This window comes from Hymenobacter endophyticus, assembly GCF_032464715.1.
Classification (GTDB): domain Bacteria; phylum Bacteroidota; class Bacteroidia; order Cytophagales; family Hymenobacteraceae; genus Hymenobacter; species Hymenobacter endophyticus.
Genome location: NZ_JAWDJT010000007.1, coordinates 172,368 through 189,065, shown reverse-complemented (window position 1 = coordinate 189,065; position 16,698 = coordinate 172,368). Strand labels below are relative to the sequence as shown.

Sequence of the window (16,698 nt, the reverse complement as noted above, 5' to 3'; positions counted from 1 at the left end):
CGGCCTAGACGCAAAAAACCCCGGTCGGGGCTAATCAACCGGGGCACTAGGCACTGAAAACAGGAATTCTAAAAAGAGGTGACGAGCGGATTCGAACCGCTGTAGGAGGTTTTGCAGACCTCTACCTAGCCACTCGGTCACGTCACCAGGGGCTTTGAGGATGCAAACATACACCTTAATCCTACTTCTACCAAGCCGGCGGCCTGTTTTCGTTGGCACTTGCCGGTAAGGCGCTGGGAGCGTGCAAGAAAATTTTTATTTCCTCCGTGCCATCCTGAGCAACGCGAAAGACCTTCCCCGATTGAACGACACAAGCCAAGTACAGCCGTTCCGCTGAGAATAGGGCACCCGTTCTGACGTGACAATATCCTTCCCTCGGCTCGGGAAGCTAGGTTCGAACAAAAAAAGGCCCCGGATTGCTCCGGGGCCTTCTTCAGGTGGCAAAAGCTGGCTGCTGATTACTCAGCGCCCTGCTCGTTGCCCAGCATTTTGTCGCGCAGAGCCGACAGAGCATCCAGGTCGCCGAGGGTCGACTTTTCAGCTTTCTTCAGATCGGCAACTTTGCCTTCGCCAGCGGCCGGAGCGGCAGCACCAGCAGCAGGCTTCTTCTTGGCGAACTTCGAGTTGCGCGTATCTTCCTCAGCCTGCTGGTTGTACACAGCAGAGTGCGACAGTACTACGCGACGGTCGTCTTTCGAGAATTCCACCACGCGGAAGTCGAGGGTTTCGCCGTTTTCAGCCTGCGAGCCATCTTCTTTGCCGAGCGACTTGGGGTAAGCGAAGCCTTCGATGCCGTAAGGCAGTTCGAGCACCGCGCCACGGTCGGTTTTCTCGGTGATGGTAGCCTTGTGCACCGAGCCGGGGGTGAATACCGTCTGGAACGTATCCCAGGGGTTTTCTTCCAGCTGCTTGTGGCCCAGGGCCAGACGACGGTTAGCAACGTCCAGCTCCAGCACTACCACGTCCAGACGGTCACCTACCTTCACAACTTCCGAAGGATGCTTGATCTTCTTGGTCCACGACAGGTCGGAAACGTGCACGAGGCCGTCCACACCTTCTTCCAGCTCTACGAACAGGCCGAAGTTGGTCAGGTTGCGCACCAGACCGTTGTGGTTGGTACCAACGGCGTACTTCGTGCCGAAGTCACCACGGGTCCACGGATCCTCAGTCAGCTGCTTAATGCCCAGGCTCATCTTGCGGTCTTCACGGTCGAGGGTCAGGATCTGAGCCTCCACTACGTCGCCCTGCTTGATGAAGTCCTGCGGGTTACGCAGGTGCTGGCTCCAGCTCATTTCTGAAACGTGGATCAGGCCTTCTACGCCGGGGATGATTTCCATGAACGCGCCGTAGTCGGCAACATTCACGATGCGCCCTTTCACCTTCGAGCCTACGCCCATGTCGGCGGGCAGCGAATCCCATGGATGGGGAGTCAGCTGCTTCAGACCGAGGCTGATACGCTTCTTGGCTTCGTCGAAGTCCAGCACTACGATGTTCAGCTTCTGATCCAGCTGCAGCACTTCGCTCGGGTGAGCAATGCGGCCCCACGAAATGTCCGTGATGTGCAGCAGACCGTCTACACCACCGAGGTCGATGAACACACCGAAGTTGGTCATGTTCTTGATAACGCCCTCCAGGATCTGGCCTTTCTCCAGGTTGTTGAGGATGGCTTCGCGCTGCTTCTCGAGGTCTTTCTCGATGAGCACTTTGTGCGAAACTACCACGTTGTCGAAAGCAGCGTTGATTTTCACCACTTTCACTTCCATGCGACGACCAACATAGATGTCGAAGTCACGGATGGGCTTCACGTCGATCTGCGAGCCGGGCAGGAAGGCTTCTACGCCGTCCAGGTCCATAATCAGACCGCCTTTGGTGCGACGCTTCACTACGCCTTCCAGAACGGTGTCGTTCTCCAGAGCGTCGTAAATCGACTTCCAAGCCTGCTTGATCTTGGCCTTCTTACGGGACAGGATCAGCTGACCGTTCTGGTCTTCCTGGTCCTCGATGAATACCTCCACCTCGTCGCCTACTTTCAGCTCGGGCAGGTCACGGAATTCGGAGAGGGGCACCAGACCATCGGATTTGAAGCCGATGTTCAGGATTACGTCACGGTCGGTAATACCAACCACGGTGCCTTTAATTACTTCTTCCTCCTGAACAGTAGTCAGCGTGCTGCTGTACATCTGCTCCATTTCGGCGCGCTGCTCAGCGGTGTAGTTACCACCGAAAGCGTTGGCTGAAACGTTGTCCCAGTCGAAGTTGTCTACTACTTCTGCCATGATATAAGCAATGGCCCTCGTGTACACGTCCGGCGCAGGGCCCGCCTCCGGAACGCGTTTTTGTTTGATACACAGCACAGTTGCGCCGGCCTCGCCACCCTGGCGGGGCCGCAAAGATACGGAGTTTGGGGCAGGAATACGAAAGTGTATTTGCTACATTTGATTAGCTTGATCTATCGTCTTATCTATTACTTCATATATGAAACTCAGATGCATATTCTATACTGCCGCTTTTTTGCTTAGCGGTTGCAGCACTTACTACCAACAATTTAGCTCTTACCATAAGGTCAGAGCTCGTAGCAAAGCTCTAACGGAGGAAGGAATTACTAGCCTTTACCGTGACAGCACGTTTCACACGAATTATCAAATACTACAACCAATTGTCAGTAGAAAAGCCAAGCGCACAGGTGGGAAGGTTGTTGGAGACACAAGGTTTATAGCTAGTGGATATTCTCTTGACTATCGAAACAATAAGAAATATATCCTCTACTATCCTAAAACCAGTACATTCTATGGGTTCGATCTGTGTAATTGCGGTGTCCCTGTATCATCTTCTCAGGGCTTAATTGGTCCGAATTGCGACCTGAGAATCACGTCAATTAGTGTGTTACAAAATGACTCAATTATACATGAAGTTGATTGGAAAGATGCTGGCCCCGCACTAGCGGAGTTCAAGAGGAATGCTTTACCACTTATTCGTCGCAGAGTGACACAACTAAAACGCTAGTAATCAAAAAGCCGAACGGCCCACTCTAAGCAGAGTAGGCCGTTCGGCTTTTTGAATATTAATCGGGTCTTCTCTTTTACGCCCGGCCCAACTCGCGCAAATGTGCCACATGGGAGGCTACGGCGTAGCGCATCTTGGGGTACTCGTTGTACTCGATGTTGAACTCCTGGCACATCTGGCGGATGATTTTGTTCAGGGCCGGATAGTGGACGTGGGAGATGTTAGGGAACAGATGGTGAGTTATGGCGAAATTTTGCACATACATCATGTCACAATTACAGTGTTTTTGTCCTGGCAACTTTTCATATAACCCAATACCTTGACACAAGTCAATCATCATATAATTCCTGTATTACCATGAAAAAAATCTTCTTGGCCTTATCCACCACCTTGCTATGCGCCACTGGCTTTTATGCCTGTAATCAGCCGGAGCAAACTCCCAAACCTACCTCTGACCTGGTACAAACACATACTGTCCCAGCCGTTCTGCACGGGGCGACTTTAGACGGGGTTGCCATACCGGACGGAACCAGAACAAGCGTGGAGGATGGAGGAAAAACGGTGCGACTTCTTTATCCTGCCGGAATACAGTTCGTTACTTCATTACAATACCGCGCGGATTTAGCCGCCAAGATGATTGACGGGGGGGCTACCTACACCTGCACCGGAGCGTGTAGCAGCGGCTGTGACGTATTTTATGTTCAAGGCTCCTTTGCTTGCAGCCAGTGTTCAAATGGCAGTGCCTGCACGGGCAAAGCATCCCGCGCCATTGCCACCGGCGGTTTTATTGATGTAAATGCCGGTATTTCTTTTATCAGAAACAAAGTGCAGCTAAAGGAGCTACGCACCAAGAATATTCAGTCTCCCGACGACTTGTTTCAGTTTGAATATGTTAAGCAGGCAATGCGTGAACTGAATATTAAGGTGCATGGAGTGGCTGACCCTACCAAAATGATTGCTCAAAACCCTGCCAAGTATCGGCACGTGGCAATCAACGCTTTTGGTGCGCTAGTCGATTACGCGGTACCGCTTAAGTACTTAGACAGTGAAACCAACAGATTGAGCCAGAGAGAAACTTCTATTGGTGTTCAATCCGAAACCACTGCCGAGCCAAGCCAGCACTTCGTGCGCGCAGATGAAGAAAGTGGCTTCAGCTGCAATTGTTCTTCGGGCGGCAGTGGTTGTACTGCGGAGTCTGGTCTTGGCTATAAAAAGTGTAATTCGGGTTCTTGCGTGTCGTGCTCCATGACGGTAGGATGAGAGGTGTCGGGAATAAAAAAAGCGGCGGTAGCAATTGCTACCGCCGCTTTTTTTATTCCCGGTTTTCTACGCCCGGCCCAACTCGCGCAGGTGCGCTACGTGGGAGGCTACGGCGTAGCGCATCTTGGGGTACTCGTTGTACTCGATGTTGAACTCCTGGCACATCTGGCGGATGATTTTGTTCAGGGCCGGATAGTGGACGTGGGAGATGTTGGGGAACAGGTGATGCTCGACCTGGAAGTTGAGGCCGCCCACCAGCCAGCTGATAACCTTGTTATCGGTGGCGAAGTTGGCGGTGGTTTTGATCTGGTGGATGGCCCACTCGTCCTCAATCTTGCGGGTAGTTTCGTGGGGCACCACGAAGCTGGTGTGCTCCACGGTATGCGCCAGCTGGAACACGATGCTCAGGGTGAAACCGGCCACGGCGGCAAACACCAGGAAGCCCACCAACCAGCCCAGAAAGCCTACAGTGTAAATGGGCAGCGCCACGAACAGACCCAGATGCAGTGCCTTGAAGCCCCAGAACACGCCCTGGTCGGAGGCAGTCATCTTTTTGATGGGCATCTCGCCGATTTTGCCTTTGAAATACTTCTGGTAATCCATGAAGAAAATCCAGGCAATGAACAGCAGGGCGTAGAAAAACCAGAAGTACAGGTGCTGGAAGCGGTGGAGCTTGCGGCGGGGCTGCTCGGGGCTCAGGCGCAGCCAGGGCTGGGCGTCGAGGTCATCGTCCACGCCTTCCACGTTGGTGTACATGTGGTGGATGAGGTTGTGCTTGGCGTTCCACATATAGGAGTTGCCGCCCATCACGTTGAGAGTGAAGGCCGCAAACTGGTTCATCCACTTCTTCTTGCTGAAGGAGCCGTGGGCGCCGTCGTGCATCACGTTGAAGCCAATGGCCGACCCAATTAGGCCCAGCAAAGCAGACTCAGCCACTCCAACCCAGGCGGAAGGCGTCCAGAACACAAGGTGCAGGTACACGGCCACAAAGGCGGCCGTTAGCAGCACGGCCTTGAAAAACAAGGTTTTGCCGCCGGTGGTAGATTTACCGGCTTCCGCGAAGTAGGCGTTGGTGCGGCGTTTCAGCTCTTGGTGAAAGGAGCGAGAAGCCGCGAATTTGGGTGCGAGCATAGGAGGTGATAAGAAGAAACTGTGTCAAAGATACCGCTTCTGCCCCCGATGCGGATTCAGGCGGGCGCAAAAGCCCGGTATTATGTACGCCGGTGGCCTTTCACTGTCAACAACCCCCAAAGGGCCGAATAAAGTCCGGCCCGCCGCAGAATACCCCAGGTTACTGGAAATATTCCGCGGCGGGCCGGTTAACGGAAGCTGACGTTGGCGTGAGGCTGGGCGAGTGAACCACACGACAACCGGCCCGACGGCTTGCAGCCGCCGGACCGGCGCATTCTTTATTAACGGCGGGCTACCGCCTGGCCGCCGCTGATAGGCAGTCCCGGCTTCAATACCGCCTGCAATGCTGAGTACGGCACAAACACGCTGATTTCCCCTTGGGCATAAGAGGCCACCTCATAGGGCAGATACACGAACACCGCGCCGCCACTGGTCAGGTATACATTGCGGGTGACGGGCAAGGAGTTCTGAAACAAGGTGCCTTTCAGCGGTTCAGAATCCTTAAGGCCCAGGGCCGGGCGGGCGTAGCGGCCGAGAATACCTTCCAGCTGCTTTTTAGTGCCGGGGCGGAAAATATCATCGAAGCGCAGGGCCTGGCCGGTGCGGGTATCGTAGCTGCGCACGTAGGTGCCATATATGCCGTGGGCACCACCGGAGAAATCATAGCCAAAGTACCCGATGCTGAGCAGATTATCCGCGTTCCAGAGCACGTAGGTGTTGGCTTCCTGCTCGTAAGCCAGGGAGGCCCGGGGCTGGTAGTCGGAAGTATCTTTAACGGCTTCGGCAACCAAAGGAGCTACTTCCTTGCGATACTCCTTGGTGAAGTAGGCCAATTGCTCCTTCCACAGGTTTTCCAGAGAAGGTGCCGGCTTGGTTTCTACGGAGTCGCCGCGCAGGCCGCGCACCAGGCTGGCGGCCAGTTTTTCCTGGTTGGAGCCCGAAGCAGGAACCAGCGCATACATGGATAGGTGAGCCGCTATGCTATCCTCCGGGTGGTCGGGGCGGGCCAGCACGTCTTCGGAAAAAGTGCGGGCCTTGAACTGGATACCCGTGGGGGTACGCACCAACCGCAGCCGCAGAGGTTGGCCGCCCAGCGTACCAACCAGCGCCGCACCCTCCTGTTTTAGCAGCCACTGGGCACCATCGGAGTTGGCATCGGCCCGCTCCTGGCTCACGTCGCGGAGGTTTAAGCTGTCGGTACCGGTGGGTTGGTCGCCGGCCAACTCGTAGGGGTGGCCATCGGCAGCGGCGTAGAACCCGACCAAGCGGCCCATGGTGGTTTCGCCGGGAGCTTCGCCCAAATGCTGCAGGTGTACCGTTATGCTATCAGAAGTACCCGGCAATACACCCCGGTACTGATGGTACCAAGGCGGAGTATCGGCAACGAAGGGAGCCGAAGCAGTTGGGTTTTCGGTAGTAGCGGTTTTTCCGGCCGACTTATCGGAGCCGGAATTACAGGCAGCCAGTAGCATACCGGCCGCCACGGGAGCCGACCACGCACGGAGCAGTCGGCTGGCGGAATGATTGGAAAGGAAGCTCATCGTCCCAAAGAACGCAGAATTTGGGCAGGCGTTCAAACCCGTGCAACATATTGGCATTTCCCTATCTCCCCTTCAGCTGGAGCGTATGTAGCCACAAAGATTTTTCCCCGTATTCCAAGCACCTCCGTTATGAGCTACATCAAAGCCGGCCAAGACGCTAACGGCGCCGACGTCAAACTCCACTATACCGACCAAGGGACTGGCACCCCTATTGTGCTGATTCATGGATGGCCCGCTACCTACGAAATGTGGGAATACCAGTTGGCCGAGCTGCCCAAGCACGGCAACCGCGTGGTAGCCTACACCCGCCGGGGCTTCGGCAATTCCAGCAAAACCTGGGACGGAAACGACTACGATACCTTCGCCGATGACCTGAACGCTGTACTAACGGAGCTGGACTTACAGAACGTGACGCTGGTAGGCTTCTCGATGGGTGGGGGCGAAGTGGCGCGCTACATGAGTAAGTACAATGGAGCCCGCGTAAGCAAAGTGGCTTTCGTATCGGCCGTAACGCCCTTCCTGCTGCAAACGGAAGGCAACCCCGACGGAGCCCCCAAAGAAAACTTCGACAAAATGGTGGAAGGCATCCGCAAAGACCGGTTTGACTTCCTGGCCACCTTTGGCAAGCAGTTCTTCGGCGTGGGTACTATCAGCCACCCCGTCAGCCAGCCCACCCTCGACTGGATGCAGAGCATCTGCCAGCTGGCTTCACCCCGCGCCACCGAGCAGTGCGTATACGCCTTTGCCGCCACCGACTTCCGTCAGGATTTGGCGACCATCAAAGTGCCTACACTGGTTATTCACGGTGGCGACGACGCCACGGTACCGGCCAAAGTAAGCGGTGAGCGAATGACGCAATTTGTACCCCACGCCCAGTACGTGGAGTATAGCGGGGCTCCCCACGGCCTGTTTATCACTGAAAAAGACCGTCTGAACCGTGACCTGCAGGCCTTTGTAAGCGGCACCGCGGTAGAAGGTACTGCTGACCGGTACTAAATTCAGCTTTCTACTAACATACCAACGCCCCACCTGAGCTTATGCTTGGGTAGGGCGTTGGTATGTTATGGCAGGAGCACTTACTGCTCCAAACGGAGGCCAAGCCGCCCGTTAGCTATGTCCGTTATGCCTACCAGGTACGTATACTTACCGGGCTGCAATGGCGTTTCGCCCACATAATCGGTAGGTATCCACTCCAGATCCTGGCCGTTGACTTTCACCTTTACTGCCGCGTATCTGAACGCCTCGGAGTACGTTGCGTAGTTGGAACTTTGGCCGGCGTTTAAGGTGCCGTAGGCGTGTTGTCCACTGGGCATGAGCACCTGCACGGCTTCAAATTGGTAGTTACTGGCATTCCTTACTCTTATCTGGACTTTAGTGTCTTCCTCTTCTTTCTTACAGGATAACTGGAAAAGGCTGATGCCAAAGAGGCATACCAGCAGGATAAGTTGTTTCATGGCTGATAGATACAGGATGGTTGGCTTAGCTAGGAGCCCATGGATGCTGGTGGCGTTGCATAACTACTACTTGTCAGAAACAAAAAAACCGGCTAGCCGCAAGGGCTGCCGGTTTTAGTGTAGATAAGGGTGCCAGTTTTGGTCGAGGGTGCCGGCGCTGAGCTTAAGGAAGCCGGTGAGGGTAGGTTTTTTGGGTTGCTGCCTGATAGTAAGACCCGCCTCTTGGGGAGTACGGTGTCCTTTGGCGTGGTTGCACCTGGCACAGGCCGTGAGCAGGTTAGCCCAACTAGAGTCCCCGCCCCTACTTCGGGGCAGTACGTGGTCGAGCGTGAGGTTTTTCGTGGAGCCGCAGTACTGGCACTCGAAATGGTCCCGCTTCATAATATTATGCCGGCTCAGGGCAATGCCCTTGTAGGGCACCCGCACGTAGCGCTGCAACCGGATGATGCTAGGCTTGGGAAACGCCTTGCTCACCGTACGCAACACCCCGTTTTCTGACTTGGCAATCAACTCGGCCTTTTCCAGAAACAGTAGCACGAAGGCTTTCTGCACACTGCACAGCGTAATGGCCGTGTAGTCACCGTTCAATACAAGAACTTTTTGGTCCATAGTACGCTAAGAAAAAGGAATCAGGTCTGCCAGAAAGCTAGATGATTCTTAGCGCATTAACAATAGCCAATGGGTTTAGTTCGGCGGGGTGTTGAGTTACCAGTTGATTGTTGTCAGTTCTCAGTTGTCAGTTAATATCCTATAACTGACAACTGAGAACTGACAACAATCAACTGGTAACTCAGTCCTCCGGCAGCAGGCGCTTGATGAGGCGAAGCTTGTGGCTGTACTTCTGCCAGTCGCGGCGGAAGATGCCATTGTGGTCCAGGGGGTCGATGCGCACCTCCCCGCTGGCGTGCAGAATCTGCTGATCTTCCAGCACGAGCCCCACGTGAATGATGCGGCCATCGGCGTTATCGAAGAAGGCTAGGTCGCCGGGGCGGGTTTGGGCCACGAAATGCACTGGCTGGCCCACATGAATCTGCTGGCTGGCGTCGCGGGGGAGCTGCACGCCAATCAGGCCGTAGAGCTGCTGCATGAGGCCGGAGCAGTCGATGCCGAACAGGGTGCGGCCGCCCCAGAGGTAAGGCGCTTTCAGGAAGGTCTGGGCCATTTTCAGGAGCAGGCGCAGGCGTATTTCGGCCGGCCCCTGGGGGCCGTGACCGTTCTGGGGGTTGGTGGCGGCCCCGTTATAGAACATCTGCTGCTCCCCTACCCGTAGCGTCATGCCATCAAAAAACGGCAGACGTGTGCCCAGCGTGACGGGAATACGGGTGCTTTCGTTGCTTACCATCTGCACTACATCCAGGGTGCGGGGGTGGTCCTGGTGCTGCCACTGCTGGAAGTAGGCCGGCGTTACGGGCAGGTGCTGCTTGCTGTCAAACCAGCCTTCGTAGCCATCGGCGGCCAACCGGATTTGCCGCCACTGGTCCTGGGCCCGTAGGATGGTGTAACACTCTCCGAAGAGAAGCTGGGTAACTATTTCGGCCTTATCGGAAGGCTCTGCGCGTACCGGCACAGCGCTCAGTGCGCAGATTCCGTGTTCCAAAGTGGTGATTTAGTGGGTTAGCTGACTTAGTGAGTTGCTGCTTTACCAGCAAGCACGCTTGCACTCACTGCATTAACGTACGAAGCTCCCATTTATACGGCAGCCCGCCAAATATCCGGCTGAAAACTCACCAAATCATCCTTTCTCCAAGTCGCTTAGTAGTCCCGGGCGCGGTCCATTTCGCGTTTCTGGTCCTTGGCTTTGAGGTCGTCGCGCTTGTCGTAGAGCTTTTTGCCTTTGGCCAGGGCTATTTCCAGCTTGGCAAAGCCCCGGTCGTTGACAAACATGCGCACCGGAATAATGGTGAGTCCTTGCTCCTGCGCCTTGCCGGCCAATTGTTTTAGCTCTTTCTTATTCAGGAGCAGCTTGCGGGCCCGGGTGGGCTCGTGGTTGTTATAGGTACCCTCGGTGTACTGAGCAATAGTGATGTTGTGGGCCCACAGGCTTCCGTCCTGGTGGAAGGTGCAGAAGCCATCCTGGAGCTGCACGCTGCCCTCCCGGATACTCTTGATTTCGGTACCCTGCAACATCATTCCGGCATTATACTGCACCAGAAAGGCGTACTCGTGGCGGGCCCGGCGGTTCTGGATGTTGATGTTCTTGGGTTTATCGTCTTTCTTGCTCACGGTATTGATTCTCGCAGTGGGGCGCGGTGGGTAGCGCGGGGTTTCGCAGTGGGGGGTGTACGCAGCACGCTGCGGCAAAGCTGCCCCCGACCGAAAATAACGGTTTCCGGCGGCCTAGGTCAGCTTCAGGCGTGGGTCGGAGCTGACGAGCTGGTTGGCGAAGTCGCCGGCCTGGTACTGGAAGTGGGCCGTCATGGCCACCATGCCGGCGTTGTCGGTACAAAACTGAAAGGCCGGAATGAATACCTGCCAGCCCTGGGCTTCGGCTTCATCCTGCAAGGCCTGGCGCAGGCCGCTGTTGGCGGCTACCCCCCCGGCCAGGGCTACCTGGGTGAGGCCCTGGTCGTGGGCGGCGCGGCGCAGCTGGCGCAGCAGCGTCTGGATGATGGTGTGCTGGATGCTGGCGCAGAGGTCGGGCAGGTTTTCCTGAATGAAGTCGGAGTTTTGGGCCATTTCCTTTTTCAGAAAATAAAGCACCGCCGTTTTCAGGCCGCTGAACGAGAAATCATAGCCGGGCATGGTGCCCACCGGAAACGCGAAACGCTTGGGGTTGCCCTGGCGGGCCAGCTTATCGAGGTGGGGACCAGCCGGGTACGGCAGGCCCAGCAGCTTGCCGGTTTTGTCGAAAGCCTCACCGGCGGCATCATCGGTGGTCTGCCCGATGATTTCCATGTCCAGAGCCGAGCGCACTACGACCAGTTGGGTGTGGCCGCCGCTTACGGTCAGGCACAGAAATGGAAACGCGGGCCGGGGCGCCTCGATGAAGTGCGCCAGAATGTGGGCCCGCATGTGGTTGACGGCAATTAGGGGCTTCCCGAGGGCCAGGGCCAGGGTTTTGGCAAACATGCCGCCTACCAGCAAGGAGCCCAACAGTCCCGGCCCCTGGGTGAAGGCCACCGCATCAAGGTCATTTTTGCTGATACCGGCTTTCTGCAGGGCCGCGTCTACTACCGGAATCAAATGCTGCTGGTGGGCGCGGGAGGCCAGCTCGGGTACTACACCACCGTACTGCTCGTGTACCTGCTGAGTGGCTACCACGTTGGAGCGGATTTCCCCGCCTACCATCACGGCAGCCGAGGTGTCGTCGCAGGAAGATTCGATGGCGAGAATGGTCATGTCAATTAAAAATCAAGAATTAAGAATTACGAAGTGGGCTGATGACGCAAGGCAGCGAATAGCGGGCAAGGTCAAGCGGCTAGCAGGAATTAGTCAGGAGTTGAAAAGAGGCTTTTTCGACCGGGTTTTTGCCTTCCTCAATTCTTCATTCTTGATTCCTACTTCTTAATTCCCCCAAAGGTCGGGGCAAAATGCCAGAATGCCGCGCGGGGGAGTTTTTAGGCTAACCTTGCGGGTTACCGCGCCGTTTCCTTGCGCGGGCGGTTTTCCCGGGCAACGGTCGGGGCCAACTGCCTATCTTTGTGGTTGCCCCGTACCAGCTCTCCTCCCGTGCCCCGGTTTCTGTCCGTCATCCTTAAGGTGTTGTTTGCCCTGCTGCTGCTGGTAGTGCTGGCTGTGGTGGGGACTTTAGTGGCACTGCGCATTCCAAGCGTGCAAACGGACGTGGCCCAGCGCGCCGCCCGTATTCTTACGGATAAGCTGGGGCAGCAGGTAATCGTGAACCGGGTGGATATCCGGCCGTTTTCGCGGGTGGTGCTGGAGGGTGTGCGGGTGCTGGACCGGCGCGGCAACGAGCTGTTCAACATTGGCCGGGCCGATGCCGATATTCGCCTGTTCAGCGTGTTTGACCCCAGCCACCTGCACGTGGGCAAGCTCACGCTGGAGGAGCCGCGCTTTAACCTGGTTACCTATAAAAACCAACCCGATTCTACCACCCTCGACCAGTTCATCAGCTCGGTGAAGCGGCTGCTGGGCCCCTCCGATACCACTAAGGTCAGCAAGCCTTTCGACTTTAAGATTGAGGCCCTAGGGCTGCGCAACGGCCGCTTTGTGCTGGACCGCCAGAACGTACCGCGCATTCCGGAGTACGGCCGCACCATGGACTACGCCCACATGTACCTGGACAGCATCTACGCCGATGCCGACCAACTGTGGTTTAAGGGTGACACCATTCACGCCAACATTCAGGGCCTGCGCACTGTGGATACGCCCTCCGGCACCCGCCTGCGGGAGCTGACCTCCGACATGACCTACGCGGGCAAATTCTGGGAGTTTGATAAGCTGATGCTGCGCGTGCAGAACAGCCAACTCCATGATTATCTGCGCTTCGAGTACCAGCATTTTCTGAATTTCACCGACTTCAACGATTCGGTAAAAGTCATTGCCCGGCTCAAGCCCAGCCGGGTGTACTCCGACGACATTGCCAAGTTTGCGCCCCAGCCTTTTATGCGGGAGCTAAAGGAAACCGTCCTGATTTCGGGGGAGGCCAAGGGCTACGTGCGCAACTTCACCACCAAAAACCTGGATGTCACCTACGGCCGCAACACCCGGGTAAAGGGCGACATCAACGTGGAAGGCCTGCCCAACTTCAAGGAAAGCTTTATCGAAATGCGCCTGCAGCCTTCGGTGGTGGATGGGCGCGACATCCGGCGCTACATTCCGGCATCGGGCTGGCCCTATGTGCAGCGCCTGGGCACGGTGAAGCTGAAAGGACAGTTCCTGGGCTTCTACAATGACTTTGTGGCCAACGGCTCCTTCCAGACAGCCCTGGGCTCGGTGGTATCGGATGTGAACCTGAAGTTTAAGGACGACCCGCGCTACTCCAGCTACGAGGGTACGGTGCGCACCGCCGGCTTCCAACTGGGCCGGCTACTGGGCGACGAAAGCGTGGTGCGCGACGTGACTATGAACGGCAAAGTAGCCGGCGTGGGCTTCGATTTGCGCACGGCCCGCCTTACGGCCAACGCCACCATTCCCAGCATCTGGCTCAACGGCTACCGCTTCCGCAACATCCGCACCAACGGCCGCTTCAGCCGCGAGTCGTTCACTGGCAAACTAGCCGCCAACGACCCCAACCTGCAGTTCGACGCCGACGGCACTGTGGAGCTGAACAAGCAGCGCCAGGCCTTCGACCTGCGCGCCCGCATCCGTAGGGCCGATTTACGGGCCCTGGGCCTCACCAACCGAAGCGTGGTAGTGGCTACTACCGCCGACGTAAAATTCAAGGGTCTGAAGCTGGATGAGCTGCTGGGCTACGCCCGCCTGCGCAACTCCCGCCTCAGCTACGCCGGCCGCACGGTGCCCATAGACACTCTGGATATTGTGAGCCAGTATGGCGGGGGGCAGCGCCGCCTCACGGTACGCTCAGAGGTGCTGAACCTGGCCCTGGATGGCAACTTCACGCCTACTACCGTGCTGCGCGACGTGACTACGCTGGTGGAGGAGTACCGCCTCAACTTTGCCAGCAACGACGTGGCCATTGCTGACTACTACAGCCGCAAGCGCCAGCGCCCCCTCCCCGACTATCAGATTGGTCTGAACCTGTACTTGAAGCGCCCCAACCCGGTGCTGCACTTGTTCATGCCCCAACTCACTGTTTCGGATTCTACGGTTATTGACGGCTCCTTCCGCAACGGGCAAACGTCCATTTTCCAGCTCGGCGGGCGCGTGGCTGAGGTACGCTACGACAGCCTGCAGCTGCGCAATAATGAGTTCGACCTGACCACTTCCAAGCTGCCCTACCAGCCTGAGGTACTGGCCCAGGCCAGCGTCACCTCGGAGCGGCAGCGGCTGCCTGGGCTGGGCGCCACCGAGAAGTTCTACGTGGAGGGCGTCTGGGACCAGGAGCGCATTAACTTCTCCACTTCCCTGGCCCAGACCGGCACCACCAACAAGGCCCAGATCAACGGGGCCCTGGCTTTTCTGGATGATGCTGTGAAAGTGACCTTCCGGCAGTCGGGGGTGAACGTGCTGGGCAAGGAATGGGCCATTGCCCCGGACAACTCCCTGGTGATTTCGGGTGGGGGCCGGGAGTTCGACTTTCAGAACGTGACGCTCAGCAACGGCAACCAGAGCATCAGTGCCCAGGGCTTTCTATCGGAGAACCCCAACAAGCCGCTGGCTCTAACGGTGAAGGACTTCGAGCTGGCCACGTTAAGCGGCCTGACTGGCACGCAGAAGTTTGGCGGCCGGGTAAACGCCCTGGGCACCATCAGCGGCGTGTACGGTCCGCTGGTTATCAACTCTACCCTTACTGTGGACTCCTTGCAGATGGGCAACGTGCTGATTGGCAACGTGCAGGGCCGGGGCGACTGGGACAATGATCTGAAGCGCCTGGGCGTAAACTTGGATGTGGGCCGGGACCAGCAGCGCGTGCTGGCCGTAACCGGCTACATAGCTCCGGGCGCCGAAAAGCAGCAACTTAGCCTAACCGGCGTGCTCGATAATGCCCCCATCAAGCTGGCCGAGCCGTTCCTGAACACCATCTTCCGTGACATGAGCGGTACCGGGGTGGGCACCCTGCGCCTGAACGGGCTGCTTTCGGCCCCGCAGCTTACCGGCAATATTGATGTAACCAACGGGCAGCTCACGTTCATTTACCTGGGCACCACCTACACCTTCTCCGACCGAATCCGGTTTCTGGAAGACCGCATAGCCCTGCAGAACATTGCCGTGCGCGACCCTCAGGGCAATTCCGGCGTGGTGAATGGCAATATCTACCAGCAGGGCTTCCAGAACATGCGCCTGGACCTCAACGCCTCCTTCCGTAAGCTGCAGGTGCTCAATACCACCCGCAAAGACAACGAACTGTACTTTGGGCAGGCCTATGCCACCGGCACGGCCGTGGTGCGCGGCCCCGCCGATAACCTGTTTATCAACGTAACGGCCCGCTCCGAGGCGGGCACCCGGGTATCATTACCGTTCGATAACGCAGCCAAGGCCGAGCAGGCTAGCTACATCCGCTTCGTGAACCGCAACCTCTCCGATACGGCCCGCACGGCCCCGGTGCAGGTAGCCGGCACTACCGATTTGTCGGGCATTCGGCTGAATATGAACTTGGATATTACGCCCGATGCCTACGTGGAGCTGCTGCTGGATGAAAGCACCGGCGACATTATCCGGGGCTCGGCCACCGGGCAGCTGCGCCTGAACATTGACACCCGCGGCGACTTCAATATGTATGGGCAGGTGGAGATTGTGCGCGGGGCCTACAACTTTACGCTGCAGGGACTGGTGAACAAGGAATTTGTGGTGCGGCCGGGCGGTACCATCAGCTGGAACGGCGACCCGCTGGCCGGGGAGATGAACGTGACGGCTACGTACACGCAGCGCACCTCCCTGGCCCCTATCGTGTACAATACCGGCAACTCCTCCAGCTCCAACGCGGCGGTGGTACCCGTAACGGCCGTTATGAATCTGAGCGGCCCGCTGCTGCAGCCCATTATTCGGCTTAACCTGGAGTTCAACGATATTCCCTCCTCCCTGGAGGGGGATTTGGCTCCCTTCTTCTCCGCCATCCGCAACGATGAGCAGGAGCTAAACCGCCAGGTGTTCAGCCTGATTGTGTTCCGCCAGCTCACGCCCATCGGCTCCCTGGCCGTTACGCGCCTGCAGGGCGAGAACAACGCCATCGGCAACTCCCTGGGCCAAATTATTTCTACCCAGCTGGGCCTGCTGACGTCCCAGATTGACCCCAACCTGGAAATCAGCTTTAACCTGAACGGCTTGACTGCCGAGGATTTGCAGGCTTTGCAATTGCGCCTGAGCTATGCCTTCCTGAATGGCCGCCTGCGCATTACGCGGGAGGGCAGCATCAGTAGCAACACCACGGCTACTACCGGCGGCACTACCCCCATTGCCTCCTCGCAGACCTCGTTTATCGGTGATCTGAGCCTGGAGTACTACCTGCGGCCCGATGGCAAGTTCCGGGCGAAGCTGCGCTATGAAACCACCCCCCGCGACCTGACGAGCTTCACCCAGGGCGTGAACCAGGCCCGGGCCGGCGTATCGCTCTTGCACACCGAGCAGTTTGATACCTTCCGGGAGCTGTTCTCGCGCAAGCGCCTGCGCCGCCGCGACCAGAACGCCCGCAAAGCCCGCGAACTTCAAATCGACGACGACCCGCGTACGGTGATGTAAAGGTGAAATTGTGAAGGGTGAAGTTGTGAATCAGCAGCTGTACCCCGCAC

The 16,698-nt window shown here is 57.1% G+C and carries 12 protein-coding genes and 1 tRNA gene; 3 read left to right on the top strand and 10 right to left on the bottom strand.

What is annotated here, in order from left to right:
- Positions 1 to 76: 76 nt before the first annotated feature.
- The 3 genes from ROI90_RS12235 to ROI90_RS12225 form a co-directional block, all read right to left on the bottom strand.
- Positions 77 to 147: transfer RNA gene (locus ROI90_RS12235), tRNA-Cys, on the bottom strand.
- A 311-nt stretch (positions 148 to 458) separates the two neighbouring features.
- On the bottom strand, positions 459 to 2,276 hold the full coding sequence (gene rpsA, locus ROI90_RS12230) for a 30S ribosomal protein S1 (protein WP_315998632.1): 1,818 nt from the start codon (positions 2,274 to 2,276) through the stop codon (positions 459 to 461).
- Between the two features lie 803 nt (positions 2,277 to 3,079).
- The gene (locus ROI90_RS12225; protein ID WP_315998631.1) at positions 3,080 to 3,271 is read right to left on the bottom strand and encodes a fatty acid desaturase; all 192 of its coding nucleotides are present in this window, start codon (positions 3,269 to 3,271) and stop codon (positions 3,080 to 3,082) included.
- Positions 3,272 to 3,360: 89 nt separating this feature from the next.
- Here ROI90_RS12225 and ROI90_RS12220 point away from each other — a divergent pair, with 89 nt between their 5' ends.
- Complete coding sequence (locus ROI90_RS12220) at positions 3,361 to 4,263, top strand: hypothetical protein (protein ID WP_315998630.1); 903 nt, start codon at positions 3,361 to 3,363, stop codon at positions 4,261 to 4,263.
- Between the two features lie 66 nt (positions 4,264 to 4,329).
- Here ROI90_RS12220 and ROI90_RS12215 read toward each other — a convergent pair whose 3' ends face one another.
- Both ROI90_RS12215 and ROI90_RS12210 read right to left on the bottom strand, forming a co-directional pair.
- Positions 4,330 to 5,394 carry a fatty acid desaturase family protein gene (locus ROI90_RS12215; RefSeq protein WP_315998629.1) on the bottom strand — a complete coding sequence of 355 codons (1,065 nt, stop codon included), beginning with the start codon at positions 5,392 to 5,394 and terminating at the stop codon, positions 4,330 to 4,332.
- A gap of 281 nt (positions 5,395 to 5,675) precedes the next feature.
- Positions 5,676 to 6,935, bottom strand: a complete 1,260-nt coding sequence (locus ROI90_RS12210; protein WP_315998628.1) for a DUF3298 and DUF4163 domain-containing protein — start codon at positions 6,933 to 6,935, stop codon at positions 5,676 to 5,678.
- A gap of 129 nt (positions 6,936 to 7,064) precedes the next feature.
- Between ROI90_RS12210 and ROI90_RS12205 the strand changes: the two genes are divergently transcribed.
- Positions 7,065 to 7,931 (top strand): alpha/beta fold hydrolase, encoded by an 867-nt coding sequence (locus ROI90_RS12205; RefSeq protein ID WP_315998627.1) that lies wholly within the window; start codon positions 7,065 to 7,067, stop codon positions 7,929 to 7,931.
- A gap of 80 nt (positions 7,932 to 8,011) precedes the next feature.
- On the opposite strand, the gene ROI90_RS12200 is transcribed toward ROI90_RS12205, so the two are convergent.
- The 5 genes from ROI90_RS12200 to tsaD all read right to left on the bottom strand — a co-directional run bounded on the left by ROI90_RS12200 (position 8,012) and on the right by tsaD (position 11,728).
- The gene (locus ROI90_RS12200; protein WP_315998626.1) at positions 8,012 to 8,389 is read right to left on the bottom strand and encodes a hypothetical protein; all 378 of its coding nucleotides are present in this window, start codon (positions 8,387 to 8,389) and stop codon (positions 8,012 to 8,014) included.
- 114 nt (positions 8,390 to 8,503) lie between these two features.
- Complete coding sequence (locus ROI90_RS12195; protein ID WP_125433479.1) at positions 8,504 to 8,998, bottom strand: HNH endonuclease; 495 nt, start codon at positions 8,996 to 8,998, stop codon at positions 8,504 to 8,506.
- Positions 8,999 to 9,179: 181 nt separating this feature from the next.
- Positions 9,180 to 9,956 (bottom strand): C40 family peptidase, encoded by a 777-nt coding sequence (locus ROI90_RS12190; protein ID WP_315998625.1) that lies wholly within the window; start codon positions 9,954 to 9,956, stop codon positions 9,180 to 9,182.
- Between the two features lie 185 nt (positions 9,957 to 10,141).
- On the bottom strand, positions 10,142 to 10,621 hold the full coding sequence (gene smpB, locus ROI90_RS12185) for an SsrA-binding protein SmpB (RefSeq protein WP_380229993.1): 480 nt from the start codon (positions 10,619 to 10,621) through the stop codon (positions 10,142 to 10,144).
- Between the two features lie 105 nt (positions 10,622 to 10,726).
- Complete coding sequence (tsaD, locus tag ROI90_RS12180; RefSeq protein ID WP_315998623.1) at positions 10,727 to 11,728, bottom strand: tRNA (adenosine(37)-N6)-threonylcarbamoyltransferase complex transferase subunit TsaD; 1,002 nt, start codon at positions 11,726 to 11,728, stop codon at positions 10,727 to 10,729.
- A 330-nt stretch (positions 11,729 to 12,058) separates the two neighbouring features.
- Between tsaD and ROI90_RS12175 the strand changes: the two genes are divergently transcribed.
- Positions 12,059 to 16,648: a translocation/assembly module TamB domain-containing protein gene (locus ROI90_RS12175; protein WP_315998622.1), complete on the top strand. Its 4,590-nt coding sequence runs from the start codon at positions 12,059 to 12,061 to the stop codon at positions 16,646 to 16,648.
- Positions 16,649 to 16,698 lie beyond the last annotated feature (50 nt).